Below are 24,922 nucleotides of genomic sequence, written 5' to 3'. Positions count from 1 at the left end.
GGTCGGTTCGCCAGGTCGGCGAGCCGGTCGATCGGCGGCTTGCGCAGACAGGCCGGCAGAGCTCATTCGCAGACAGAGTCGCGTGCAGAGCTCAGGGGTACCGGGGCACGAGCCCGGCTCCTGTGGATGCACTTACGTACGTTCGAGGGGGATCGCATGGCCACCGTTGAACTCCGCTTCAGCGCCCAGCCCGAACACGTCAGGACGGCCCGCCTCGTGGCGGCTGCCGTGGCGCGCCGGGCCGGGGTCGACGAGGCAGTGCTCGACGAGGTCAGACTCGCCGTGGGAGAGGCCTGCAGCCGCGCGGTCGGGCTGCACCGCAGCCACGGCATCACGGCTCCCGTCACGGTTGTCCTGATCGAGGACGAGAAATCCTTCTCCATCGAGGTCGGCGACGAGGTACCCGGTCCGGGTGCCGACGGTTCCGTGCCCGGCGTCTCGGACCACCGCGACGCCGCGCCCGTGGGGCCGGACGAACCGGAACCGGAGGCCGACGGCGAGGACGAGATGGGCCTGGCGGTCATCAGCGGTCTGGTCGACGACGTGGAGGTCAGGTCCGGAGCGGATGGCGGAGTGATCCGCATGAGCTGGCCGAAGACGCCCGCCACCGTTCTTCCCTGAGGCGGCTCGGGTGCCGGGGTGGTTCAGCCACCCCGACGGCGTAGTCGGCCGACCCCGATCCAGATTTTCGAGGCCCTGCTGAGCAGGGCCTTTTTCGTTTCTGCCCTGCCAATGATCTCCCGGCAATGCATCTGTCCCATTACTGCATTCGGTCCAGGCGGAGAACTCGATCAATTGCCGTTCGGTGGATGGAGGTCAATTACATTTACCGCGCACTGTTTTGATCGTGTTCCGCTCCCTACAATCCGTCCACGTCTTGAGCGCTGAGCGTCAAGGAGGACGTATGGCGGGGTTCGGCATCACACCACTGGCAGATCCGACGCGGTTTTCCGCACTTTCCGACCCACCCACCACTCTCGCAGCCGCAGTACTCACCGATGACAACCGCGTCATCGTGATCGTCGTCGCGGTCGTCGCCGTCGCCGCGCTGATCGTCGCCCAGCTGCTGGTGCGCCAGGTGCTGGCGGCGGGCGAGGGCACCGAGCGCATGAAGGAGATCGCGGCCGCGGTCCAGGAGGGCGCGAATGCCTATCTGGCCCGGCAGCTGCGCACGGTCGGCGTATTCGCGGTCGTGGTCTTCTTCCTGCTTCTGCTGCTTCCGGCCGACAACTGGTCGCAGCGCACAGGCCGTTCGGTGTTCTTCCTGGTCGGTGCGCTTTTCTCGGCAGCCACCGGATACATCGGCATGAGACTGGCCGTACAGAGCAATGTCCGGGTGGCTGCCGCCGCGCGTGAGGCGACCCCCGCGGAAGGCGAACCAGAAAAGGATCTCACTGCCGTTTCGCACAAAGCAATGAAGATCGCTTTCCGTACGGGAGGCGTGGTCGGCATGATCACCGTGGGACTGGGGCTCCTGGGCGCCTCCTGCGTGGTTCTCGTCTATGCAGCCGACGCGCCGAAGGTGCTGGAGGGCTTCGGGCTCGGTGCGGCGCTGATCGCGATGTTCATGAGGGTCGGCGGAGGCATCTTCACCAAGGCGGCCGACGTCGGTGCCGACCTGGTCGGCAAAGTGGAACAGGGCATCCCGGAGGACGACCCGCGTAACGCCGCCACCATCGCCGACAACGTGGGCGACAACGTCGGGGACTGCGCGGGCATGGCGGCCGACCTGTTCGAGTCGTACGCCGTCACGCTGGTCGCCGCCCTGATCCTGGGCAAGGCCGCCTTCGGCGACTCGGGCCTCGCCTTCCCCCTCATCGTGCCGGCGATCGGTGTGATCACCGCGATGATCGGGATCTTCGCGGTCGCCCCGCGCCGCACCGACCGCAGCGGGATGACCGCCATCAACCGCGGCTTCTTCATCTCCGCCGTCATCTCGCTGGTGCTGGTGGCCGTCGCGGTCTTCGTCTACCTGCCGTCCTCGTACGCGGAACTGGACGGCGTCACCGATGCGGCCATCACCTCGCACGGCGGGGACCCGCGGGTCTTCGCGCTGGTCGCCGTCGCCATCGGCATCGTGCTGGCGGCCCTGATCCAGCAGCTCACCGGCTACTTCACCGAGACCGGACGGCGTCCCGTCAGAGACATCGGCAAGTCCTCGCTGACCGGACCGGCGACCGTGGTGCTGGCCGGTATCGCCATCGGTCTGGAATCCGCCGTGTACACCGCGCTGCTGATCGGCCTCGGCGTCTACGGGGCCTTCCTGCTGGGCGGTACGTCGATCATGCTGGCGCTCTTCGCGGTGGCGCTGGCCGGTACCGGGCTGCTCACCACCGTCGGTGTGATCGTCGCCATGGACACCTTCGGCCCGGTCTCCGACAACGCGCAGGGCATCGCCGAGATGTCCGGTGACGTCACCGGCGCCGGAGCGCAGGTCCTCACCGACCTGGACGCCGTGGGCAACACGACCAAGGCCATCACCAAGGGCATCGCCATCGCCACGGCGGTTCTGGCGGCAGCGGCGCTCTTCGGCTCCTACCGGGACGCGATCGCCACCGCGGTCGACGACGTCGGTGCCTCGGCCGGGGAGCTGGGGCTGAGTCTGGACATCTCCCAGCCCAACAACCTGGTCGGTCTGATCCTCGGCGCCGCGGTGGTCTTCCTCTTCTCCGGACTGGCCATCAACGCGGTGTCCCGTTCGGCGGGCGCCGTGGTCTACGAGGTGCGACGGCAGTTCCGCGAGCACCCCGGGATCATGGACCACACGGAGAAGCCGGAGTACGGGCGTGTCGTCGACATCTGCACCAAGGACGCGCTGCGCGAGCTGGCCACTCCCGGTCTGCTGGCGGTACTGGCGCCGATCGCGGTCGGCTTCACCTTCGGTGTCGGTGCGCTCGGCTCCTATCTGGCGGGCGCGATCGGCACCGGCACGCTGATGGCCGTCTTCCTCGCCAACTCCGGCGGTGCGTGGGACAACGCGAAGAAGCTCGTCGAGGACGGTCATCACGGGGGCAAGGGCAGTGACGCCCATGCCGCGACCGTCATCGGCGACACGGTCGGCGATCCGTTCAAGGACACGGCCGGGCCGGCGATCAACCCCCTGCTCAAGGTGATGAACCTGGTGGCACTGCTCATCGCCCCCGCGGTGGTGCAGTTCAGCTACGGCGAGGACGCGAGCGCGGGGGTGCGGGCGGTCGTGGCCGTGCTGGCCATCGCGGTCATCGTCGGCGCTGTCTACGTCTCCAAGCGGAGGGGGATCGCGGTGGGCGAGGACGATGGTTCCGAGGGCGGTGGCGGGGAGGGTACGGCCAGGCCGGCCGACCCGGCAGCCGCTCAGTGAGAGGGAACCGGCACGACGTACGCGCACGTGAATGACGGGCACTCACCAGTCGGGCGGGCGGGGCATCCTGATGTCGCGTCCGCCCGCTGCTGTGTCCGCACGAGTGGCGGATCGTTCTGGTGTTCCTGCGATCGGGGGCTGTGCGGGTGAGTTGTATCTCCCTCATTTCCCTTGGTGCAAATGGCTGCAAAAGCCCATCTACCGGATGCCCGGCACCCGGATGGAGGGCGCTCGGCGTGTAAGTTCCGGGGCCGAGAGCCTTGGAAGGGACCAATCCGGTGAACAAGAAGCTAGCGGCCGCGCTGTCCGGCGGTGCGGTACTGGTACTTACGCTGTCGGGCTGCAGCGACGACAGCGACGACAAGGTGAACGACTGGGCCAAGAAGGTCTGTGACCAGGTCCAGCCCCAGCTGCAGAAGATCGCGAACGCCAACGCCTCGATCCAGCAGCAGACCGCCGACAACAGCAAGCCCGCCGACGTCCAGGAGACCGACTCGGCCGCCTTCCAGCAGATCTCGCAGGCGTACAAGGCGCTGGGCACGGCCGTCGACTCGGCGGGCCCGCCGCCGGTCGACGACGGCGAGACGACGCAGAAGGAGGCCGTGAAGGAGCTCAACGCCTCCTCCGTGGCCTACGCGAATCTGCAGAAGAAGGTCGACGCCCTGAACACGAAGGACCAGGCGGAGTTCGCCGACGGCCTCAAGGGCATCGCCGACGAACTGAACAAGATCAGCACCAACGGCGACCAGGCACTGAAGAAGCTTCAGTCCGGCGAGGTCGGCGAAGCGATGGCCAAGCAGAAGGGCTGCCAGAAGCCCACGGCCTCGGCGTCGCCCGCGGCCGGTGCCCCGCAGGAGGCTGCGCCGTCCAAGGAGGCGTCCGCCTCGCCCAGCAAGGAGTCGTAGCGGGTCCGCGAACGGCCCGGCGTCCCCTGGTGGGCCGCCGGGCCGCTGCCGTTGTCAGTGGGAGCCGTCACAATGGGGCATGTGAGTAAGACCAGTCTTCCCGCAGCAGACCACGCGACCCGGCTCCGCGAAGCCCTGCTCGCAGCCGCCTTCACCGCAGACGGGCTCCTCGAACTGCTCGGCGCACCCGCCTACGCCGCGCTCGCCCGCAGCGAGACGGTTCCGGCGCTCCGCGCCACCCGGGGCGACGCGCCGCTCGACACGCTCGTGCGCCTGTTCCTTCTTCAGTGTCCGGTCCCCGCCCAACGGGCAGCAGCCGTGCTGCCGCTGGCGGAGTGCGTGGCGGACGGCTGGCTGACCGAGGCGGACGGCGAGGTGCGGGCCACGGTCGATGTGCGGCCCTACAGCGGCCCGGAGGACCAGGACTGGTTCATCGTCTCCGACCTGGGCTGCGCGGTCGGCGGCGCCGGCGGGATCGGTTCGCGTGAGGAGGGCGTCGTCCTCGGGATCGGCGGGGCGTCCACCACTCTCGCCGGAATCACCGTCCGCAGGCCCGTCGGCTCCGCCCTGGACATCGGTACGGGCTCCGGCATCCAGGCGCTGCACGCCGCGCAGCACGCGACCCGGGTCACCGCCACCGACCTCAACCCACGCGCCCTCGACTTCACCCGGCTCACCCTCGCCCTGTCCGGCGCCGCCCCGGCCGACCTGCGCGAGGGTTCGCTGTACGAGCCCGTCGGCACGGAGACGTACGACCTCATCGTCTCCAACCCGCCCTTCGTCATCTCGCCCGGCGCCCGCCTCACCTACCGAGACGGCGGCATGGCGGGCGACGACCTGTGCCGGACCCTGGTGCAGCGGACCGGCGATCGGCTCAACGAGGGCGGCTACGCCCACTTCCTGGCCAACTGGCAGCACACCGACGACGAGGAGTGGCAGGACAGGCTGCGTTCCTGGGTGCCGCAGGGCTGTGACGCCTGGATCGTGCAGCGCGAGGTGCAGGACGTCACGCAGTACGCGGAGCTGTGGCTGCGCGACAGCGGCGACCACCGCACGGACCCCGCGGAGTACGCCGCGCGGTACGACGCCTGGCTCGACGAGTTCGAGGCCCGTGGCACTAAGGGGGTCGGCTTCGGCTGGATCACGCTCCGGAAGTCCGCCGCGGCAGCCGCCGGGGAGCCCTCGGTCGTGATCGAGGAGTGGCCGCACGCGGTGGAGCAGCCGCTCGGACCGGCCATCGAGGCGCACTTCGCCCGCCAGGACTACCTGCGTGAGCAGGATGACGCGGGGCTGCTGGCCGCACACTTCACCCTTGCCACCGAGGTCGTGCAGGAGCAGGTGGGACTGCCGGGGGCCGAGGACCCCGAGCACGTGGTGCTGCGTCAGAACCGGGGCATGCGACGCGCGACGAAGGTCGACGCGGTCGGTGCCGGGTTCGCCGGCGTGTGCGACGGATCGCTGCCCGCAGGCCGGATTCTGGACGCGATCGCCCAGTTGATGAACGAGGATCCGGTGCTGCTGCGTGACCGTACCCCGCAGGCCATCCGGCTGCTGGTCGAGGAGGGCTTCCTGGAGCCCCTGCCCCGGCCGGGCGGATGACTGGACGATCTGCGTCGGGAGGGTGGTCGTGAGCTCCGGTGACGGGCTCCGGTCCGCGGCCGGGTGCCTCGGCCGTATGTACGGGGCGGCCTCTTCACCAGTGCCTTCACCGTTGCTGCGGCCCGTCCGGTGCGTCGGCGCCGGGTTCCGGTTGGCGCACCGCCCGCACCTGCGGGCGCGGACGCGAGCTGTCGGGTGCCTCGCGCCCGACGGTCCACGAGGCCTGAGCCGGCCCTGAGTTGTCCGCGGAGGCCTGAGTCGTCCCCGGGCGACGGGCTCCAGGACAGGGGCGGCGGTTCAGGGGCGGCTGTGAGCTGCCCCTGGCCGGGCCGGCGGTTAAGGGCGGATGAGAGTGGTCCCCCCCAGCCGGGGCTGCGGTTCGGGGCAGCCGTTGACGGTCTCCCTCGCCGAGGCGGCGGTACGGGCCAGCCGTGACGGGAGCGGGCCCGCGCTGCGCACCCTCGTACAGCTGACGGGGTTCGAGCGAAGCGGCACGCGACGCAGGACAACCCCTGCTGTGTGGAGCGTCAGGCCCGGTCCGTGAGGTACGTCCGGCCCCGGCCGGGAGGTGAATTCGGCCATGGTTGCCGTGCCGGCCGTGCCTGCTGTCCTGCCTGCCGTGCGGCGTCGGGGCGCTTTCGCCGCGGGATGTCCACCACGGCCCGGCTGTTCACCCGGAGTTCGTGCCTGCGACGTTCCGCGGTGGGAGCCTCCCTCCGAACGGGGACGGCACCGGGCGGGCAGACCGTGCCGGGCGACGGGGAGGCGTACGGGTATGGAGAGCGGACCTGCTGTCTTCGCCGGAACGGTGTTCGCGCTGTTCGGCGCGGCATTGCTGCTGTGGACGGGGGCGCGCGTGCTGCACCGTGCGCCGGTGGCGCACGGGGTGAGCCCCGCCGCCTCCACCGCACTCGCCACCGTGTTCGGCGTACTTTTCCTCGTTCTCGGGGTGTGGTGCCTCACCCGCGTCTGAACGCGCTCCGGCACCGGCCTGCCCGGGCCCGCCCCCGGAACACGCCCGGGCAGGCCGCCCCGGAGGCTTCTCGTCCGCAGGGCGGCCACAGCGCCGCGAAACCCGCAGGCAGCAGCCCCGCAGGCGGCGGACCGAGCGGGCCGGGCGGCAGGAATGGCGGAAGTCGGGTTACCGTTCGAGTGGCCGTTGCGGGCTTTTGCCGTTTGACACGGGGGCGGGTTGTACCGTCACACTCCGCAGCGACAGCACTGTCGGCAGCGCCATCGCGCTGCCCTGATGCCCACCGAGCGTCGACCGGAGAGAAGAGCGAAGTTGTCCCCGACCAGCGAGACCGCACAGGGCGGCCGCCGACTCGTCATCGTCGAGTCGCCTGCCAAGGCGAAGACGATCAAGGGCTATCTCGGCCCCGGATACGTCGTCGAGGCGAGCGTCGGGCACATCCGCGACCTCCCGAACGGCGCGGCGGAGGTGCCGGACGAGTACACCGGCGAGGTACGCCGTCTCGGCGTCGACGTGGAGAACGACTTCCAGCCGATCTACGTCGTCAACGCGGACAAGAAGGCCCAGGTCAGGAAGCTCAAGCAGCTGCTGGCCGAGTCCGACGAACTCTTCCTCGCCACCGATGAGGACCGCGAGGGCGAAGCCATCGCGTGGCACCTGCAGGAAGTCCTCAGGCCCAAGGTCCCCGTCCACCGCATGGTCTTCCACGAGATCACCAAGGACGCGATCCGGGCCGCCGTCGCCAACCCGCGCGAGCTCAACCAGCGCATGGTCGACGCCCAGGAAACCCGTCGTATCCTCGACCGCCTCTACGGGTACGAGGTCTCGCCGGTCCTGTGGAAGAAGGTCATGCCGCGGCTGTCGGCGGGCCGTGTCCAGTCCGTCGCCACCCGCCTCGTCGTCGAGCGGGAGCGCGAGCGCATCGCCTTCCGTTCCGCCGAGTACTGGGACCTGACCGGCACCTTCGCCACCGGCCGTGCCGGTGACGCCTCCGACCCCTCGACGCTCACCGCCCGCCTCAGCGCGGTCGACGGGCGCCGTATCGCCCAGGGCCGTGACTTCGGCCCGGACGGGCAGCTCAAGGCCGGCTCCGCCCAGACGCTGCACCTGGACGAGACGAACGCCCGCGCCCTGGCCGCCGCGCTCGCCGACTCCACGTTCGCCGTGCGGTCCGTCGAGTCGAAGCCGTACCGCCGCTCCCCGTACGCCCCCTTCCGTACGACGACCCTCCAGCAGGAGGCGAGCCGGAAGCTGGGCTTCGGGGCGAAGGCCACCATGCAGGTCGCGCAGAAGCTGTACGAGAACGGCTTCATCACCTACATGCGTACCGACTCCACGACGCTCTCGGACACCGCCATCTCCGCGGCCCGGGCGCAGGTCACGCAGCTCTACGGTGCGAATTACCTGCCGGACAAGCCGCGCACGTACGCCGGCAAGGTCAAGAACGCGCAGGAGGCGCACGAGGCGATCCGCCCCTCCGGGGACCGCTTCCGCACCCCGGCGGAGACCGGTCTCACCGGTGACCAGTTCCGGCTGTACGAACTGATCTGGAAGCGGACCGTCGCCTCCCAGATGAAGGACGCGGTCGGTAACTCCGTCACCGTCAAGATCGGCGGCCGGGCGAGTGACGGCCGGGACGCCGAGTTTTCCGCGTCCGGCAAGACGATCACCTTCCACGGCTTCATGAAGGCGTACGTCGAAGGCGCCGACGACCCGAACGCCGAGCTCGACGACCGTGAGCGCCGGCTGCCGCAGGTCGCCGAGGGCGACGCGCTGACCGCCGACGAGGTCACCGTCGACGGCCACGCGACCAAGCCGCCGGCCCGCTACACCGAGGCCTCGCTGGTCAAGGAGCTGGAAGAGCGCGAGATCGGCCGCCCGTCGACGTACGCCTCGATCATCGGGACGATCCTCGACCGCGGGTACGTGTTCAAGAAGGGCACGGCCCTGGTGCCGTCGTTCCTGTCGTTCGCCGTGGTCAACCTGCTGGAGAAGCACTTCGGCCGGCTCGTCGACTACGACTTCACGGCCCGTATGGAGGACGACCTCGACCGCATCGCGCGCGGCGAGGCCCAGTCCGTGCCGTGGCTGAAGCGCTTCTACTTCGGTGCGCAGGAGGGTGACGACGCGGCCGGTGCCGGGAAGGCCTCCGACGCGGGCAACGGCGACGGCGACCACCTCGGCGGGCTCAAGGAGCTCGTCACCGACCTCGGTGCGATCGACGCCCGCGAGATCTCCTCGTTCCCCGTCGGCAACGACATCAAGCTGCGCGTCGGCCGCTACGGCCCGTACATCGAGCGCGGCGAGAAGGACTCCGAGGGCCACCAGCGCGCGGACGTCCCCGAGGACCTGGCGCCCGACGAGCTGTCCGTCGAGTACGCGGAGGAGCTGCTGGCCAAGCCGAGCGGCGACTTCGAGCTGGGTGCGGACCCGGTCAGCGGGAACCAGATCATCGCCAAGGACGGGCGCTACGGCCCGTACGTCACCGAGGTGCTGCCCGAGGGCACCCCGAAGACCGGCAAGAACGCGGTGAAGCCGCGGACGGCCTCGCTCTTCAAGTCGATGTCGCTGGACACGGTGACGCTGGCCGACGCGCTGAAGCTCATGTCGCTGCCGCGCGTCGTCGGCGAGGACGCCGAAGGCGTCGAGATCACCGCGCAGAACGGCCGCTACGGCCCGTACCTGAAGAAGGGCACGGACTCGCGGTCGCTGACCTCCGAGGACCAGCTCTTCGACATCACGCTCGAAGAGGCCCTCGCCATCTACGCCCAGCCGAAGCAGCGCGGGCGGGCCGCGGCCAAGCCGCCGCTGAAGGAGCTGGGCACCGACCCGGTGAGCGGTGCTCCGGTGGTGGTCAAGGACGGGCGCTTCGGCGCGTACGTCACGGACGGCGAGACGAACGCGACGCTGCGGACCGACGACAGCGTCGAGGACATCACGCCGGAGCGCGGCTACGAACTGCTCGCCGAGAAGCGGGCCAAGGGGCCGGCCAAGAAGAAGACGGCGAAGAAGGCTCCCGCGAAGAAGGCGCCGGCAAAGAAGGCGCCGGCCAAGAAGGCGACCGCGGCGAAGAAGACGGCTACGGCGGCCAAGAAGACTACGGCGAAGAAGACGACTGCGGCGAAGAAGACGGCCACCGCGGCGAAGAAGGCGGCTTCCGGCTCGGCTTCTGCGGAGGACTGACCTCCCCGGGCCCGGGGCATAGTGCCTGGAGGCCTGAACGCCGGAGGGGCTGGACGTGTGTCCAGCCCCTCCGGCGTTGCCGTGTCCGGGACCGGGCGGCGCCTTGTCGGGTGCGGTGGCCGCGCCTGCGGCGGGCCCTGCCCCCGGACCCCCGCTCCTCAAACGCCGGAGGGGCTGGTTGGTACGCGGGGGAGAGGGCCTGGGAGAGGCGCTGAGGCCAGGGCGGCCGGGAGAGGGACGGTTTCGCGGGGTGGGAAGCGTTCCGGATGGGCGGTCGGATCGTGAGGGCGACGGTCGTATGTTCGGACGCGGACCCCGGGCACCGTCGCGCTCCCGATAGGCTGGGCGGATGACGCGAGCCGAGCAGCCAACGGTCGTGAGCCCCACCTCCGACACACTTGCCGCAGACTCACGCGAGCGCGCCGTACGAGCCCTGTTGCGTGTTCCCCCGCTGAAGCGGTTGTGGAGCGCCCAGCTCGTCGGCAGTACCGGCGATGCACTCGCCCTTCTCGTGCTGATGTTGCTGTCGCTGCAAGCGGCGGTCCTTGAGGGCTCATTCGGATCCGGATACCGCGGGGCGGCCTTCGCCGTCGCCGCCGTCTTCGGGGCCCGGATTATTTCCACCCTGCTCTTCGGAGCCGTACTCCTGGGGCCGCTGACGGCCCTGACGGCGCCGGGAGGGCCGCTCGACCGGCGATGGCTGATGATCGGCGCCGACGGGCTGCGGCTCGCGATGCTGGTCGTGGCGCCCCTGTGGATCGACTGGACGCCCGACAACGCGCTCATGATGATCCTCATCACCGTCTTCGTCACCGGCGCCGGTGAACGTCTGTGGACGATCGCGAAGGACGGGGCGGCGCCCGCGCTGCTGCCCGCACCGCCGATCGAGGGCGCCGCGGTGCGCCCGTTGCCGGACCACCTCGACGCGCTGCGCCGGCTGTCCCTGCGTACCGACTTCGCCGCCGTTCCCGCCGCCGCGGCCGTTCTGCTGGCCGCCACGCTGATCGGCAACCTGCTGGGCTCCGGCCTGGAGTGGTTCTCCTTCCATCAGGCGGCCCTCGGCTCGTACGTCGCGGCCGGGCTGTTCTCCGCCTCGATCTCCACCCTGTACTTCCTGGAACTGCCCGGTACGCCGACGCCGCGTCCGCGCTCGCCCCTGGAGGGGCTGCGCCGGCCGTCCGCCGGCACCGGACCGGACAAGGGCCGCACCGGCTCGGTCCCGCTGATCGTCGCGACCTGCGCCGCGGTCGCCGGAGCGATCGCGGCCGCGGCCGCCGTCGCCGTACTGGACGCCGTCGACCTCGGTGGCGGCCCCGCCACCTTCGCCCTGCTGATCCTCGCCCTGACCGGCGGTACGGGTGTCGGCATCCGCACCGCGCAGAAGGTGCTGCCCACCCTGTCGCGGCGGCGGCTGCTCTCGCTGGCCACCGCCGTCACCGGAGTCACGCTCCTGGCGATGGGCCTGGTGCCGGACACGGCGACCGTCCTCCTGCTCGCCGTGCTCGCCGGATACGCGGCGGGTGTCGCCGCGAACACCGGCCACGTGCTCGTCGACCAGGAGACCGAGGAGTTCCGCCGGGCGCGGACCACCGAGCACCTCCAGGCCGTCGTCCGGGTCCTGATCGCGCTCGGCGCGGTCGGCGGCCCGCTGCTGGCCGCCGCCATCGGCACCCACCGGCTGACCGCGGGCGACTTCGTCTTCGCGCACGGCGGCGCCGCCTTCACCCTGATGCTGATCGGCGCCCTGCTGCTGCCGGTCGCCGCGATCGTCCTCGCCAAGACGGACGACCGCTCCGGAGTGCCGCTGCGCCGCGATCTGCGCGAGGCACTGCGCGGCGGAGACCCGGCGGTCGCGCCCGCCGGGACCGGCTTCTTCCTCGCCCTGGAGGGCGGTGACGGAGCGGGCAAGTCCACCCAGGTCGAGGCGCTCGCCGAGTGGATCCGCGCCAAGGGCCACGAGGTCGTCGTCACCCGCGAGCCGGGTGCGACCCCTGTCGGCAAGCGGCTGCGCTCGATCCTGCTCGACGTGTCGTCGGCCGGGCTCTCCAACCGGGCCGAGGCACTGCTGTACGCCGCCGACCGCGCCGAGCACGTCGACTCGGTCGTGCGCCCGGCGCTGGAGCGGGGCGCGATCGTCATCTCCGACCGCTACATCGACTCGTCCGTCGCCTACCAGGGCGCCGGCCGTGATCTCGCGCCGACCGAGATCGCCCGGATCTCGCGCTGGGCGACGAGCGGACTCGTACCCCATCTGACGGTGCTCCTGGACGTCGACCCGCAGACGGCGCGGGAACGGTTCACCGAAGCGCCCGACCGGCTGGAGTCCGAGCCGCCCGAGTTCCACGCCCGGGTCCGCTCCGGCTTCCTGACACTGGCCGCCGCCGACCCGACGCGTTACCTGGTGGTGGACGCCGGCCAGGAACCGGAGGCGATCACCACGGTCGTACGCCACCGGCTCGACCAGCTCCTTCCGCTCTCCGAGGCCGAGATCAAGGCCCGGGAAGAGGCGCGCAAGGCCGCCGAGGAAGAGGCCAGGCGGCTCGCCGAGGAGGAGGCCGCGCGCAAGGCGGAGGAGGAGCGCCTGGAGCGTGAGCGTCAGGAGCAGCTCGCCAAGCTCCGTGCCGAGGAGGAGGAGCGCAAGCGCCGCGAGGAGGAGGAAGCGCGTCGGCGCGAGGCCGAACGCCAGGCGGAAGAGGCCAGGCAGCGCGCCGAGGAGGCCCGCCGCGTCGCCGAGGAGGAGCGCGCCCGGGTCGAGGCCGAGGACGCCGCCCGCGAGGCCGAGCAGGCGCGGCTGCGCCGCCAGGCCGAGGAGGAGGCCCGGCTGCGCCAGGAGGCCGAGGCCCGGCGTCTGGAGAAGCAGCGCAAGGCGGAGGAGGCCCTGCTCCGGGCCGAGGCGGCTCGACGGCAGGCAGAGGCGGAGGCCGCTGCCGCCGCGGAGAGCGCCCGCGCCCGGGAGGCGGCCGCCCAGGCGGAAGCCGATGCGGAGGCCGCCGAGGCCGCGCGTGCCGCCTCTCCGTCCGCGCCGTCCTCTCCTTCCGTGCCGGACAGCGAGCTGACGGTGCCGACCCCGATCGTCAACCCGAACGAGATCACGCAGCCGGTGCCTTCTCCGGTGGATCCGCAGTCCGGCTCCGAGCGGCCCCGCAGCGCGTGGCCGTCTGCGCCCTGGCCTTCCGACGAGGCCGAGACGGCGATGATCCCGAAGATCTCCGACACGCCCGGACAGCCGGGTGCGGCGGACGAGACGGCGGTGCTTCCGCCGGTACGGGACGGAGGACGGGACTCCGGACAGGACGCCGGGCGGAACACCGGCCGGGGCACGGGGCGGACCGCCGGACGTGACGCCGATCCGGCGGACCGGGTACCGCGCGGCATCTTCCGGGACGAGCGCCCGGCGGCCTCCGCACCGGAGGGCGAGAACGAGCGCACCCGCGAGCTGCCGCAGATCACCGACCCGCAGGCGAACCCGCACGCGGACCGGGACCGGCAGGAGTCGTCCGGCCGGTCGGGGCGTCCGCGCCCGGACTGGGCGGAGGAGACCCCGCTGGACGATCTGCCCACGCTGGCGGACGAGCTGCTCGGCGACCACGACGACGAGGACCCCGGGCCCAGGGGCCGGGGACGCCGCCCGCGTCGCTGAACGGGCACGACGCCGATGGCCCCGCGCGAACAGGCGCGGGGCCATCGGCGTCCGGCCGCCCGGGTCGTGAACAGGCGCGGGGCCATCGGCGTCCGGCCGCCCGGGTCGTGAACAGGCGCGGGGCCATCGGCGTCCGGCCGCCCGGGTCGTGAACAGGCGCGGGAGCATCCGCGTCCGGCCGTCCGGGTCGCGAACAGGTGGGGGCCATCGGCGTCCGGCCGCCCGGGTATCGGCATCAATGTCAGACCCGTCCCCCACAATGGGAAGCCGGACCGGCGAACGTCACGGCGACAGCCATGGCGGAAGCCACATGAAACCCGCGTCGCCTTTCCACGGAACGGCCCGCACACCACCGGAAGGGCGTGACCCGTGTCCGTATGGGACGACCTGGTCGGCCAGGACCGCGTGCAGGAGCAGCTCGGTGCCGCCGCCCGGGACGCCGATGCGCTGGTCACCGCCCATTCCGCGGGGCAGCCGGTGCCGCCTGCTTCGAAGATGACGCATGCCTGGCTGTTCACCGGCCCCCCGGGCTCCGGCCGGTCCACCGCCGCCCGGGCCTTCGCCGCCGCCTTGCAGTGCACCAGCCCGGACCGTGCCCTGGGCGGCGCGCCGGGCTGCGGCTTCTGCGACGGCTGTCACACGAGCCTCATCGGTACGCACGCCGATGTCGACGTGATCCGCACCGATCTGCTCTCCATCGGTGTGAAGGAGACCCGCGAGCTGGTCCGCCGCGCCCAGCTCTCGCCGGCCGTCGGGCGCTGGCAGGTCATCGTCATGGAGGACGCCGACCGCCTCACCGAGGGCGCGGGCAACGTGCTGCTCAAGGCGGTCGAGGAGCCCGCGCCGCGCACGGTGTGGCTGCTCTGCGCGCCCTCGCTGGAGGACGTGCTGCCCACGATCCGGTCACGGTGCCGCCACCTGACGCTGCGCACTCCGTCGGTCGACGCCGTCGCCGATGTCCTGATCCGCCGCGACGGCATCGATCCGGAGCGGGCCGCGTCCGCCGCCCGTGCCACCCAGGGACACATCGGCCGGGCCCGCCGCCTGGCCACCGACGAGCGGGCGCGTGCCCGCAGGGCGGCCGTCCTGAAGCTTCCGCTGCGGGTCGACGACATCGGCGGCTGTCTCAAGGCCGCCCAGGAACTGATCGACACCGCCACCGACGACGCGAAGCAGGCGGCCGAGGACGTCGACGTCAAGGAGACGGAGGACATGAAGGCCGCACTCGGCGCCTCGGCGGGGGGCCGGATGCCGCGGGGCACGGCAGGGGTGATGAAGGAGCTGGAGGACCGGCAGAAGCGCCGTAAGACCCGCACCCAGCGCGACAGCCTCGACCTGGCACTCACCGAACTGACCGGGTTCTACCGCGATGTGCTCGCCCTGCAGCTGGGTTCCCGGATCGCCATCGCCAACGCGGACGCCCAGGACTCGCTCGACCGTATCGCCCGCGCGTCCACACCGGAGCGCACCCTGCGCCGCATCGAGGCGGTGACCGCGTGCCGCCGGGCCCTGGACCGCAATGTGGCGCCGCTGCTCGCGGTGGAGGCGATGACGATGGCGCTACGGGCGGGCTGAGACCGCCGGGCACGGCTGCGTGCCGCGACGGCCGCACAGTCCGGCCGATCTCCGAACGGCGCGAGGCCCCGCACAGTCCGGCCGTTCTCCGAACGGCGCGAGCCCCCGCACAGTCCGGCCGTTCCCCGAACGACGCGTCGGCCGCACAGCCCGACTGACCATCGAATCACCCGAAAGAGCGGGGAATCGGACGAGCCGACGCCCGGCGGCTACGCTCCGGACATGCATACCAGGCGCCCGCTCCGCACCCTCGCCCTAGCGCTCGGCACCGCCGGCCTCCTCGTCTCCGGATGTACCGACGGGGGTTCGACGACGGGTGCCTCGGCGCCCGCACAGGCGGCCTCGGCCACGCCCTCCGCCGTACCGGCGGCGCTGAAGCCGTTCTACGCACAGCAACTGAGCTGGCGGGACTGCGGGGTCACCGGGTTCCAGTGCACCACGATGAAGGCGCCGCGCGACTACGCGAAGCCGGAGGGCGGCGAGATCAAGCTGGCCGTCTCCCGGAAGAAGGCCACCGGCCCCGGCAAGAAGATCGGCTCGCTCCTGGTCAACCCGGGAGGCCCCGGCGGATCGGCCATCGGCTATCTCCAGGGATACGCCGCGATCGGCTACCCCGCCCAGGTGCGCGCCCGCTACGACATGGTCGCCATCGATCCGCGCGGCGTGGCGCGCAGCGAACCCGTCGAGTGCCTCACCGGTCCGCAGATGGACGCCTACACCCAGGTCGACCAGACCCCTGACGACGCCGGCGAGGTCACGAAGCTGAGCAGTTCGTTCAAGAAGTTCGCCACGGGCTGCGAGCAGCGCTCGGGCGAGATCCTGCCGCACGTCTCCACCGTGGAGACCGCCCGCGACATGGACATCCTGCGGGAGCTCCTCGGCGACGAGCAGCTGCACTACGTCGGTGCCTCGTACGGAACGTTCCTGGGTGCGACGTACGCCGAGCTCTTCCCCGCCCGGGCGGGCCGGCTCGTGCTCGACGGCGCGATGGATCCCTCGCTCCCGTCGGCCGAGATGAACCGGGACCAGACCGCGGGATTCGAGACCGCGTTCCAGTCCTTTGCGGCGGACTGCGTGAAGAAGTCGGACTGCCCGCTCGGCACGACGTCCGCCGCCGATGCGGCGGCGAACCTGAAGAAGCTGTTCAGCGACCTCGACGCGAAGCCGATCGCCACGGGCGAGTCCCGCAGGCTCGGTGAGTCCCTCGCCACCACGGGCGTCATCGCCGCCATGTACGACGAGACGGCCTGGCCCCAGCTCCGCGAGGCGCTCACCGGTGCCCGGGCGGGCGACGGCTCGGGCCTGCTCTCCCTGGCGGACAGCTACTACGAGCGCGAGCCGAACGGCACGTACGCGAACCTCATGTACGCCAACGCGGCCGTGAACTGCCTCGACCTCCCGCCCGCCTTCGCCACCCCCCAGGCGGTCAGCCAGGCTCTGCCCACCTTCGAGAAGGCCTCGCCGGTCTTCGGGAAGAACTTCGCCTGGGCCTCCCTGAACTGCGCGTACTGGCCGGTCCCCGCCACCGGCACCCCGCACCCCATCAAGGCCGAAGGCGCCGCCCCGATCGTGGTCGTCGGCACCACCCGGGACCCGGCTACTCCGTACAAGTGGGCGAAGTCCCTGGCCGGCCAGCTCTCGTCGGGCACGCTCCTCACCTACGAGGGTGACGGTCACACGGCGTACGGCCGCGGCAGCGACTGCATCGACACGGCGATCAACAGGTACCTCCTGGAGGGCACCGCGCCGGACGACGGTAAGAAGTGCTCCTGACCTGCGACTGAGGCGGGGAAACGGGGCGGTACGGAGCACCCCTCGAAACTGTGTAGACTTGGCCAGGCCGCTGATCGCATCATGGTGCGACAGGGCGCGCCGCCTTAGCTCAGTTGGCCAGAGCAACGCACTCGTAATGCGTAGGTCTCGGGTTCGAATCCCGAAGGCGGCTCAGATAGGAAACCGCAGATCAGGTGCGGTACGCGGCTGGCCCCCGGCAAGATCACCGCCGGGGGCCAGTACGCATTCTGTACGCGCTACTTCAGCTAGGTGCCGAGCGTGACCGGCGCATCCTTCATCGCCAGTGCGACCATGCGGCCCGCGTCCAAGGCGTCCGCGACCTCATCGAGGCGGTCCGGGAACAGGTGCCCGTAGATGTTCAGCGTCATCGCCGCATCCTTGTGCCCGAGCATCAACTGGACGACCTTCACGTCGGCGCCGGCCGCGATGGCGAGCGACGCCGCGGTGTGCCGCAGCTTGTGCGGCGTGATGCCCATCCCGCCCAGGCCGGCCACCTTCACCGCCGGGTCGAAGACGCGGTTGCGGAAGTTGTTGTACCGAAGCGGGCCGCCCTCGGGTGCGGTGAACAGTAGATCCCCTTGGCCCTTGCCGCGGGCGAGGGCGCCGAGCTCGTCGGCGAACGAGCGGGGAATGGGCACCGACCGCTTTTCGTGGTTCTTCACCGGTCCGAGCTCTAGCACCCCGCGAACGTCGGTGTAGTTCTGCACGATCCGGATGCGGCGCTTCGGCACGAGCAGCCGGCCTGTCTTGATGGCCGACGCCTCCGCCCACCGAATCCCGCTGTACCCCAGCGTGAGGATCATCAGCCGGTACTCGCCCGCCGCGAGGGCCAGGCGCTCCAACTGGTCGTACGTGAGGTAGACGTGCTCATCCTCATCGTCCGGCCGCGGCAGCTCGTGGTCGTGGCACGGGCTGCCGCTGATGCGCTTCGAGAACACCGCGTGCTTCATCACCATCGACAGGACGCGGTACGCCTTGATGATCCGGGCCGCCCCGAGCTTCTTGCCCGACTTCCCGGGCTGCGTCTCCAGCTCCGTGAGCCACGCAGAGACGTCCTCCCACTGGATCGCTCCGACCTGCCAGTCACCCCACTTCGGGATGACGTACAGGTCCAGCAGCTCCCGGTAGTCATGACGCGTCGTCCGGCCGATCTTCCGCTTCGAGGTGAACCACTCCTCGGCGACCAGCTTCGTCGCGGCCTTCCCCGACTTCGGGTCGCGGTACGAGCCCTTGTCGAGCCGGGCCGTGATCGCGTTCACCTCCGCCTCGGCCTGGGGCAGCTTCTGGAACGTCGCCGCCTTGCCCTTGGCATCGGGCCCGTACCAGCGAACCCGCCACCGCCCCGGCGGCTTGCGCTTGCTGCCCGCCCTCTTCGCTTCCTGCCACTTCTCCATCGAGGCCCGGTAGTCGGCGTGGTTCTCGCGGTCCTCAATCCACACTCGGGCCATCGGGCTCCTCCTTCTTGGCGCGCTTTACGGCATCGCTCTTCCACACGCCCATTTCGCGCGCCCACTCGTTGTGGGAGACCCCGACGCGGTTGACCTCGGCGGCGAGGCGTTCCACGGCCACGCGGGCGGCGTCCAGATCTTCATCGAAGGCCGTACTGCCCTCCATGACGAAGCGAGACGAGTCGATGAGCCGTTCCACGTCGTGCTGCGCGGCATTCAGAGCACGCCCGGCAGGGTGCTGACGGGAGTTCCGCACGCGAAGCGGCAGGCTGTAGAGCTGGAACTCCAGCAACTCCGTCTCCTCGCGCCCCGGCGTCAACCGCAAGGGCCGCTGACTGTTCGCCCACGCCCAAGCGGCGGCCGCGCGTACCGCCCCGGCGCCCGTCACCTCCACCTCGTCGGCCTCGCTCATCGGAAGGAGCAGAGCGGCTGGCGAAACGTTGAAGACCGTGGCGAGCGCCGCCAGATCGTCCACCGTCACCTGCCGCTGCTGCTTCTCGATCTTCGCCACAGCAGACGGAGTAATCGGCCGCCCCGCTTCTCCGAGGGCGCCGGAGAGGGCGTAGATCGTCAGGTTCCGCACCTCGCGGAGACGCTTCACGTTCTGCGCGACGGCGACCGCAGTCGGCCCGTACTGGGTTGCCGGGCGAGGCCGGCGCTTCTCGGCAGTCATACACGCCAGCCTAGGCCGAGGCGGTGTCCATTTCTGCTCTTGGGGTGCTACCTTCATCGCTGTCATGTGTTCACTGTAGCTGTAGGAGTGTTCATTGTGAACATCACTGGATCGAAAGTGACGACCGTGGGGCTGCTCAGCCCGAAGCAGGTGCGCGCGGAGTACGGATTCAGCGAGCAGACGCTCGCGACCTGGCGGTGGATGGGCACGGGGCCGGACTACATCAAGACCAGTCCCGGACGCAGCGGACGCATCAAGTACAAGCGCAGCGCCATCGAGAAGTGGCTCGATGAGCGCACCGTGAGCGGGGGCGCCGCGGCATGAGCGCAAGAAGAAACCCCCCGGCGGGCAACCAGGGGGCTGAAGACCAGCGGGCGAGCGGGTCGACCACCACCGTACCGCGCGCCTCTGTCATCGCCTACTGCCGCGCCTACGCCGCCCGTGGGTGCTTCGGCCGGTACTGGGTCCTCGTGATCGACACCTGCCCGTACTGCCGGCGCACCCACCGCCACGGCGGCGGCGACCAGCTGCGCCCCGCCTACGGGCACCGCTCCGCGCACTGCGGCAGTACCGGCCCCCACCGCGGCTACTGGCTGGAGCCCGTCACCGAGGAGGCGCCGTGACACCCCTCGAAGGTGCGCTCTGGCTCATCCGCCATGGCTTCCCCGTCTTCCCCTGCGACCACCCCGGCACCGAGCGGTGCAGCGGCATCGGACGCGGCCACGACCCGGCCACCTGCACGGACCGCGGAAAGCACCCCTGCGTCCCGTTCACCCGAGCCCACACCCTCGACAACGACCAGATGCAGAGCAGCATCGGCGGGCGGCTGCGCAACGTCGGCGTCGCGGTCGGCGGCTGCGCGGGCCCGGACGGGGCACGGCTCCTCGTTGTCGACTCCGACCGGCCCGGGGCCATCGAGGACGCCGCAGAAGCGTTCGGCCACCGGCATACGCCCACGATGCGCGTCACCACCGCCAAGGGACACCACGACTACTACTGGGCCCCGGCCAGCACGAGGCTCGGCAACGGGCTCGGCGCACTGCGCGGCAAGTTCGACGGCGACGTACGCAGCGGCAACGGCTACGTCATCGGCCCCGGGTCCGTGCACGCGACCGGTGTCGTCTACGAGCTGGCCGACCCTGAGCAGCCGCCCGCAGTCGTACCCGCATGGCTCCTCGCCGCGCTGCTGGCCGCGCCCGCTCACCCCGCGCCCGCCGCGGCCCCGACAGCGCGCAAGACGCCCGGGCGGCTCGCCCCCCTTGTGCGGTTCGTTCTTGAGTCGCAGTCCGGCGACCGGAACAACCGCCTGTACTGGGCCGCCTGCCGCGCCTTCGAGCAGGACGGCAACCCCGCGCCGAACGTCGCCGGTGCCCTGCTCGATGCGGCCGCACACGTGGGGCTCACCGAGGCGGAAGCCCGCCAGACCATCACCTCCGCCTACCGATCAAGGGCCACCCGATGACCGATGACACCGCCGCGAAGGCGCGCAAGATTCTGGAACAGAACGACGTCAACGAGCCCGAGGAGAGCAAGGGGCGAGGCCCGTCGCAGGCCGCGCAGCTGGTCGCGATTGCGCGCAAGCGGTACGACCTGTTCATGTCCGAGGACGGACGCCCCTATGGGGTGAAGACCGACGGAGCGAACATCGCCCTGCCGCTCCGCGGGAAGGCCGGCCTGCGCTCCCAGCTCTCCCGGATCTACAACGACGAACACGGCGGCGCCGTCGCCTCGCAGTCGGCGCTCGCCGACGCGATGACCGTGCTCGAAGGCGTCGCCCAGGCCGCCGACCCCCGCGTCCCGCACGTCCGGGTGGCGCGCCACGGGGACGGAGTCGTCGTTGACCTCGGCGACGCGGACGGCCGATGCGTCGTCATCACCCCCGACGGGTGGGAACGCGCGGCCCGCTCCCCGGTCCTCTTCCGCCGCTCGGGCGCCATGAAGCCTCTGCCCGCGCCCGTGCGGGACGGTGACGGCCTGGCCAAGCTCCGAGACCTGCTCAACACCGACGAGGAAGGGTTCCGGCTCCTCGTCGCCTGGCTGGTCGCGTGCTTCATCCCGGACCTTCCCCACCCCATCCTCACGTTCCGCGGCGAGCAGGGCACCGGCAAGTCCTACTCGGCGAAGATGGTCATCGGCATCATCGACCCGTCCGGCGCCCCTAAGCGCACCGCGCCCCGCGACATCAAGTCGTGGGCCACCCAGGCGTTCAACTCCTGGGCCCTGTGCCTCGACAACGTGTCCGTCATCCCCGACTGGCTGTCCGACGCCCTGTGCCGCGCGGTCACCGGAGACGGCATCGTCGACCGCGCCCTCTACACCGACGACGACGTCGTCGTGCTGGAGTTCCGCCGGGTCCTCGCCATGACCACCATCGACGCCGGAGCGCTCGCCGGGGACCTCGCCGAACGGCTGCTCACGATCGAGCTGCACCTGATCCCCGACCACAAGCGGCGCGAGGAAGCCGAGATGGACGCGGCTTACGCCGAAGCACACCCGTCCATCCTGGCGTCCCTGTTCGACCTCCTCGCCCAGGTGCTCAAGGTGCTGCCCGACGTCGTTCTCACCGAGCGCCCCCGCATGGCCGACTTCGCCCGCGTCCTCGCCGCAGTCGACAAGGTCCAGGGCTGGCAGACCCTCGACACGTACAAGGCCAGCACCCGCGACGCCGTAGCCGACGTTCTGGACGGCGAGCCGTTCGCAGCAGCCGTCACCGCGTTCGTAGACCGCGCAGGCCCCGACGGCGTCATCCTCACCGCGTCCGAGCTGCTGGAGCAGGTGCCGACCCCGGACAAGCTGCCGAAGAAGTGGCCGAAGGACCCGACGCGTGCCGGCGGGCAGCTCAAGCGCCTCGCCCCCGCGCTGCGGACCATCGGTATCGAGGTCGACGACAGCAAGCGCGGGCCCAAGCCCAAGCGGCAGAAGCTGTACCACCTGACGGCATCAGCAGAGAGAAGGTACGAAACAGCGTCCCCAGCGACCCCCAGCACCCCGGATGGCGCCCTGACCAGCGAAAACAGGGGGGTCGCTACAGGGGGGCCGCTAGCGACCCCCCTCCCCGCCGGGGGGCCGCTGGGGGGCACTAAGGGGGCCGCTGAACGGTTCCCAGCGACCCCCCAAGCCACCGCCCCTGACCTGCACTTTTTCTCACCGGGGGACGCTGGGACGCTGGGGGACGCTGAAATGCAGCCTCTCTCTACTCAGTCCGAGTGCTACGGCTGCAACCTCCCCATGGACCCGGTACTCACCGCGAACGGCGACACCCACCACCCCGGCTGCGAGTAGGAGCCGCTGATGCCCAAGACCCCCGCCCCGTACCGGGCGCACTGCCCGGCCTGCCGCACCACCCCAACCCGTACGAGAAGTCGGGACAGCCCGCGTCGCCAACACCCGGCACGCCCTCGTCCAGTGCGCCGACAAGACGTGCGAACTCATCTGGGCCACCCGCACCCCGGCAGCCGCTCGTGACCACGCCACCTGACCCCGGCACTGCCCGGCTCATCGGCCCGGACGGCTCCGTCACCATCCCCTCAGGCGTCGCCGGTGAAGTCCTCCGTGCCCTGGTGCGCGACCTCACCGCCCGCGTTCGGGCCGACGGCGGCGAAGTCTCCCCCGAGGTCCGCCGGGTGTTGTACGCCCTCCACGACGCGGCACAACGCCCCGCCCGCCCCGCACCAAGTTCCGTCCCCGGAACCCCCGCCGCTGTCCCTGCCACGGTGGAACTGACCGCGTACGAAGCCGCTGCACTCATGGGTTGCAGCCCCGAGTACGTACGTCGCCTCGCACGGGCCGGCCGCGTTCTTGCGCGACGCGCCGGCCCGGCCTGGCTCATCAACACCGCGTCCCTGGACGCGTACAGAAAGGGGACAGCCGCATGACCAACCGCCTCACCGCCGCCCACGAAACCGCGGCCGCCGACGTCGCCACCGCTGTTCAGGAAGCCGACGAAGCCGCCGCACTCGCCGCGGCCCTCGAAGAACGCGTACGCAACGGCGACGACACCGTTACCCCCGAACAGATCGCATCCGCCCGCGAGCTCGGGCAGTTCGCCCAGCTCCGTGCCGAAGCCACCCGACGCAAAGCCGAACAGGCCAAGCGCGCCGCCCGCCTCGCCGACCTCGCCGAACTCAAGGCAGACATCGACGCCTACACCCAGACCACCGACCCCGACAAGCTGGTCGACGACCTCTTCACCGCGCTGCTCGCCTACACCCAGCACTTCGCAGACCACAACACCCGAGTCAACCAGTGGCGGGCCCGCATGACTGCCCTCGACGTGCCCGTGGTCCACTCCCCCAACGATGTTCGAGCCGATCACGCGCACCTCGGACGCGCCAACGGCTCCACCCAGATTTTCGTCGGCGACAGCGTGTACGCGACCGTCAACCACATCAGCAACCTGCCCTACCACCTGGAGCAGCTCGGCATCGCAGTCAAGTACCTCGCCGCCCACCCCACCGGACCGCGGCACGCACAGGCACAGGCGAACGCGCAGGAACGCATCGACAAGGTGAAGGCAGGAGTCCGCGCGGGCTTCCGCACACGGAAGGGACACAGCGCATGACCACCCCCCACCCCCCTGCCTGGACGTACCCCGCAGGGCAGCTCACCCCCAGCGACGTCAAGGCACTCACACCCGAGGAGTACGTGCAGGCAGAGGAGACAGGCCTGCTCGACAAGCACCTCGGGCGCGCGCCAAGGCCGCCGGCCGAAGGACAACTCACCCGTACCGACCTCAAGCACATGACGCCACAGCAGATCGTCGATGCCCGAGACCGAGGCCAGTTCGACCAGCTCCTCAGCGGCGAGGCCCCCTGAACACGAAGCGCAGGCAGACGCTGCCGCACTGCGCAACGCAGAGCACCAGCCCGGCGCAACGCCGGACGACACGCAGCGTCACACCCACCCAGGGGGGTACCCCCAAGCCCCCGGGGGTGGAGAGACGCGGGGGAGGGCGCTCGGGGTGGCGGAGGGTTCAAAGGGTCCGCCGCCGTCACGTTGCGTGACGCCCTTCTTCGGGTGCTTCAGCTGCCCGGCCCTCGCGAGGGCCGGGCGTTGTTGCGTGCAACGGGGCGGCGTCTGGGAGTCGCTGCAATCTTGCGCAACTGCCGTCCAGGGCCGGGCAGGGGGCTGCATGCTGGTGCCCCCACCAACGGGAAGGGGGCGCCACCATGACGCTCAGGTTCATCGGCACCACGTCCGAGCATGGGAACTGCCCGACGCTGTACGAGGTCGAGGAGACCGGCGACATCGTCGTCCAGGGCGACCGGCTCACCGATCCCGAGCACCTTGCCCAACTGCGCGATGTCGGCGAGCACGAGACGTTCGTGGTCATCCCGCGCGCGCTGCTGACCCGCTTTGCCCCCAAGGAGTGACCTTGCCGCCCCTGATCCTCTTCGAGGAGATCGCTCACCACTTCGCCGAGTTCCAGCACACCGCGTTCCGTCTGGAGACTCGCCGCGGCTACGCCACCGACCGGGCCGGCGCCCGGTTCCAGGGGTTCATGCGCGGCATCGCCCCGGCGCCACAGCCGGGCCACCCGTGGAACGTGAACGTACGGGCCAAGGCGGAGCAGGGCGCGCGGTTCTCTCGGGTCCGGATCGTTGACGACCCGCCCACGGACGGGCAGCGGTTCCTCATGGCCACGGCTGCCGGGAACGTCGAGGCGGGCGAGGACATCCGCGTACTGCCGCGCGCCGAGGCGGTGCGGCTGGGCCTGCCCGACTTCGACCTGTGGCTGTTCGACTCCCGGACCCTGGTGCGCATGCACATCGACGACACCGACACCACAACCG

Annotated in this window: 20 protein-coding genes and 1 tRNA gene; 19 read left to right on the top strand and 2 right to left on the bottom strand. The window is 70.9% G+C overall.

Annotation, left to right across the window (positions count from 1 at the left end):
* Positions 1-156 precede the first annotated feature (156 nt).
* The 10 genes from ACIQMX_RS41430 to ACIQMX_RS41385 all read left to right on the top strand — a co-directional run bounded on the left by ACIQMX_RS41430 (position 157) and on the right by ACIQMX_RS41385 (position 17,160).
* On the top strand, positions 157-621 hold the full coding sequence (locus ACIQMX_RS41430) for an ATP-binding protein (protein ID WP_402486646.1): 465 nt from the start codon (positions 157-159) through the stop codon (positions 619-621).
* 283 nt (positions 622-904) lie between these two features.
* The gene (locus ACIQMX_RS41425; RefSeq protein WP_402486643.1) at positions 905-3,340 is read left to right on the top strand and encodes a sodium-translocating pyrophosphatase; all 2,436 of its coding nucleotides are present in this window, start codon (positions 905-907) and stop codon (positions 3,338-3,340) included.
* A gap of 278 nt (positions 3,341-3,618) precedes the next feature.
* Positions 3,619-4,245 (top strand): small secreted protein, encoded by a 627-nt coding sequence (locus ACIQMX_RS41420; RefSeq protein WP_363071680.1) that lies wholly within the window; start codon positions 3,619-3,621, stop codon positions 4,243-4,245.
* A gap of 72 nt (positions 4,246-4,317) precedes the next feature.
* Positions 4,318-5,844: a methyltransferase gene (locus tag ACIQMX_RS41415; RefSeq protein WP_402486640.1), complete on the top strand. Its 1,527-nt coding sequence runs from the start codon at positions 4,318-4,320 to the stop codon at positions 5,842-5,844.
* A gap of 775 nt (positions 5,845-6,619) precedes the next feature.
* A complete protein-coding gene (locus ACIQMX_RS41410; RefSeq protein WP_363071676.1) occupies positions 6,620-6,817 on the top strand; it encodes a hypothetical protein in 198 nt (65 codons plus the stop codon).
* 312 nt (positions 6,818-7,129) lie between these two features.
* On the top strand, positions 7,130-10,000 hold the full coding sequence (gene topA / locus ACIQMX_RS41405) for a type I DNA topoisomerase (RefSeq protein WP_402486636.1): 2,871 nt from the start codon (positions 7,130-7,132) through the stop codon (positions 9,998-10,000).
* 349 nt (positions 10,001-10,349) lie between these two features.
* A complete protein-coding gene (gene tmk / locus ACIQMX_RS41400) occupies positions 10,350-13,640 on the top strand; it encodes a dTMP kinase (RefSeq protein WP_402486633.1) in 3,291 nt (1,096 codons plus the stop codon).
* Positions 13,641-14,009: 369 nt separating this feature from the next.
* Positions 14,010-15,215 carry a DNA polymerase III subunit delta' gene (locus ACIQMX_RS41395; RefSeq protein ID WP_402486630.1) on the top strand — a complete coding sequence of 402 codons (1,206 nt, stop codon included), beginning with the start codon at positions 14,010-14,012 and terminating at the stop codon, positions 15,213-15,215.
* Between the two features lie 222 nt (positions 15,216-15,437).
* Positions 15,438-16,988 (top strand): alpha/beta hydrolase, encoded by a 1,551-nt coding sequence (locus ACIQMX_RS41390; protein WP_402486628.1) that lies wholly within the window; start codon positions 15,438-15,440, stop codon positions 16,986-16,988.
* A 98-nt stretch (positions 16,989-17,086) separates the two neighbouring features.
* Positions 17,087-17,160 (top strand) — tRNA-Thr (locus tag ACIQMX_RS41385).
* 94 nt (positions 17,161-17,254) lie between these two features.
* Here the strand turns inward: ACIQMX_RS41385 and ACIQMX_RS41380 are convergent.
* A complete protein-coding gene (locus tag ACIQMX_RS41380) occupies positions 17,255-18,457 on the bottom strand; it encodes a tyrosine-type recombinase/integrase (protein ID WP_402486625.1) in 1,203 nt (400 codons plus the stop codon).
* On the bottom strand, positions 18,438-19,130 hold the full coding sequence (locus ACIQMX_RS41375) for a helix-turn-helix domain-containing protein (protein ID WP_402486622.1): 693 nt from the start codon (positions 19,128-19,130) through the stop codon (positions 18,438-18,440). Before ACIQMX_RS41375 ends, ACIQMX_RS41380 begins: the two co-directional genes overlap by 20 nt.
* Positions 19,131-19,226: 96 nt before the next feature.
* Between ACIQMX_RS41375 and ACIQMX_RS41370 the strand changes: the two genes are divergently transcribed.
* The 9 genes from ACIQMX_RS41370 to ACIQMX_RS41330 all read left to right on the top strand — a co-directional run.
* Positions 19,227-19,454, top strand: coding sequence for a helix-turn-helix transcriptional regulator (locus tag ACIQMX_RS41370; protein ID WP_402486619.1), 228 nt, complete (start codon positions 19,227-19,229; stop codon positions 19,452-19,454).
* On the top strand, positions 19,451-19,753 hold the full coding sequence (locus ACIQMX_RS41365) for a hypothetical protein (protein ID WP_402486616.1): 303 nt from the start codon (positions 19,451-19,453) through the stop codon (positions 19,751-19,753). Before ACIQMX_RS41370 ends, ACIQMX_RS41365 begins: the two co-directional genes overlap by 4 nt.
* Positions 19,750-20,592, top strand: a complete 843-nt coding sequence (locus ACIQMX_RS41360; RefSeq protein WP_402486613.1) for a bifunctional DNA primase/polymerase — start codon at positions 19,750-19,752, stop codon at positions 20,590-20,592. The genes ACIQMX_RS41365 and ACIQMX_RS41360 overlap by 4 nt, the downstream gene beginning before the upstream one ends.
* Positions 20,589-22,412, top strand: coding sequence for an ATP-binding protein (locus tag ACIQMX_RS41355; RefSeq protein WP_402486611.1), 1,824 nt, complete (start codon positions 20,589-20,591; stop codon positions 22,410-22,412). The genes ACIQMX_RS41360 and ACIQMX_RS41355 overlap by 4 nt, the downstream gene beginning before the upstream one ends.
* 341 nt (positions 22,413-22,753) lie before the next feature.
* A complete protein-coding gene (locus ACIQMX_RS41350; RefSeq protein WP_402486661.1) occupies positions 22,754-23,005 on the top strand; it encodes a helix-turn-helix domain-containing protein in 252 nt (83 codons plus the stop codon).
* On the top strand, positions 23,002-23,691 hold the full coding sequence (locus tag ACIQMX_RS41345) for a hypothetical protein (protein WP_402486608.1): 690 nt from the start codon (positions 23,002-23,004) through the stop codon (positions 23,689-23,691). Before ACIQMX_RS41350 ends, ACIQMX_RS41345 begins: the two co-directional genes overlap by 4 nt.
* Entirely contained in the window at positions 23,688-23,945 is a 258-nt protein-coding gene (locus tag ACIQMX_RS41340; RefSeq protein ID WP_402486606.1) for a hypothetical protein, read from the top strand. Before ACIQMX_RS41345 ends, ACIQMX_RS41340 begins: the two co-directional genes overlap by 4 nt.
* Before the next feature lie 353 nt (positions 23,946-24,298).
* Positions 24,299-24,502 carry a hypothetical protein gene (locus ACIQMX_RS41335; RefSeq protein WP_360862499.1) on the top strand — a complete coding sequence of 68 codons (204 nt, stop codon included), beginning with the start codon at positions 24,299-24,301 and terminating at the stop codon, positions 24,500-24,502.
* Between the two features lie 2 nt (positions 24,503-24,504).
* Positions 24,505-24,922: DUF6879 family protein (locus ACIQMX_RS41330; RefSeq protein WP_402486603.1), on the top strand; the 418-nt coding region annotated here is incomplete at its 3' end.

It is taken from the genome of Streptomyces sp. NPDC091416 (assembly GCF_044756845.1).
Classification (GTDB): Bacteria; Actinomycetota; Actinomycetes; order Streptomycetales; family Streptomycetaceae; genus Streptomyces.
This window is presented reverse-complemented; position numbering and strand designations above follow the sequence as displayed.

Excerpts from the sequence above, each read along its gene's own strand:
- ACIQMX_RS41430 (WP_402486646.1), top strand. The coding sequence starts at position 157 with ATGGCCACCGTTGAACTCCGCTTCAGCGCCCAGCCCGAACACGTCAGG.
- ACIQMX_RS41425 (WP_402486643.1), top strand. The coding sequence starts at position 905 with ATGGCGGGGTTCGGCATCACACCACTGGCAGATCCGACGCGGTTTTCC.
- ACIQMX_RS41415 (WP_402486640.1), top strand. The coding sequence starts at position 4,318 with ATGGGGCATGTGAGTAAGACCAGTCTTCCCGCAGCAGACCACGCGACC.
- ACIQMX_RS41410 (WP_363071676.1), top strand. The coding sequence starts at position 6,620 with ATGGAGAGCGGACCTGCTGTCTTCGCCGGAACGGTGTTCGCGCTGTTC.
- tmk (WP_402486633.1), top strand. The coding sequence starts at position 10,350 with ATGACGCGAGCCGAGCAGCCAACGGTCGTGAGCCCCACCTCCGACACA.
- ACIQMX_RS41390 (WP_402486628.1), top strand. The coding sequence starts at position 15,438 with ATGCATACCAGGCGCCCGCTCCGCACCCTCGCCCTAGCGCTCGGCACC.
- ACIQMX_RS41380 (WP_402486625.1), bottom strand. The coding sequence starts at position 18,457 with ATGGCCCGAGTGTGGATTGAGGACCGCGAGAACCACGCCGACTACCGG.
- ACIQMX_RS41375 (WP_402486622.1), bottom strand. The coding sequence starts at position 19,130 with ATGACTGCCGAGAAGCGCCGGCCTCGCCCGGCAACCCAGTACGGGCCG.
- ACIQMX_RS41365 (WP_402486616.1), top strand. The coding sequence starts at position 19,451 with ATGAGCGCAAGAAGAAACCCCCCGGCGGGCAACCAGGGGGCTGAAGAC.
- ACIQMX_RS41355 (WP_402486611.1), top strand. The coding sequence starts at position 20,589 with ATGACCGATGACACCGCCGCGAAGGCGCGCAAGATTCTGGAACAGAAC.
- ACIQMX_RS41345 (WP_402486608.1), top strand. The coding sequence starts at position 23,002 with ATGACCAACCGCCTCACCGCCGCCCACGAAACCGCGGCCGCCGACGTC.
- ACIQMX_RS41340 (WP_402486606.1), top strand. The coding sequence starts at position 23,688 with ATGACCACCCCCCACCCCCCTGCCTGGACGTACCCCGCAGGGCAGCTC.
- ACIQMX_RS41335 (WP_360862499.1), top strand. The coding sequence starts at position 24,299 with ATGACGCTCAGGTTCATCGGCACCACGTCCGAGCATGGGAACTGCCCG.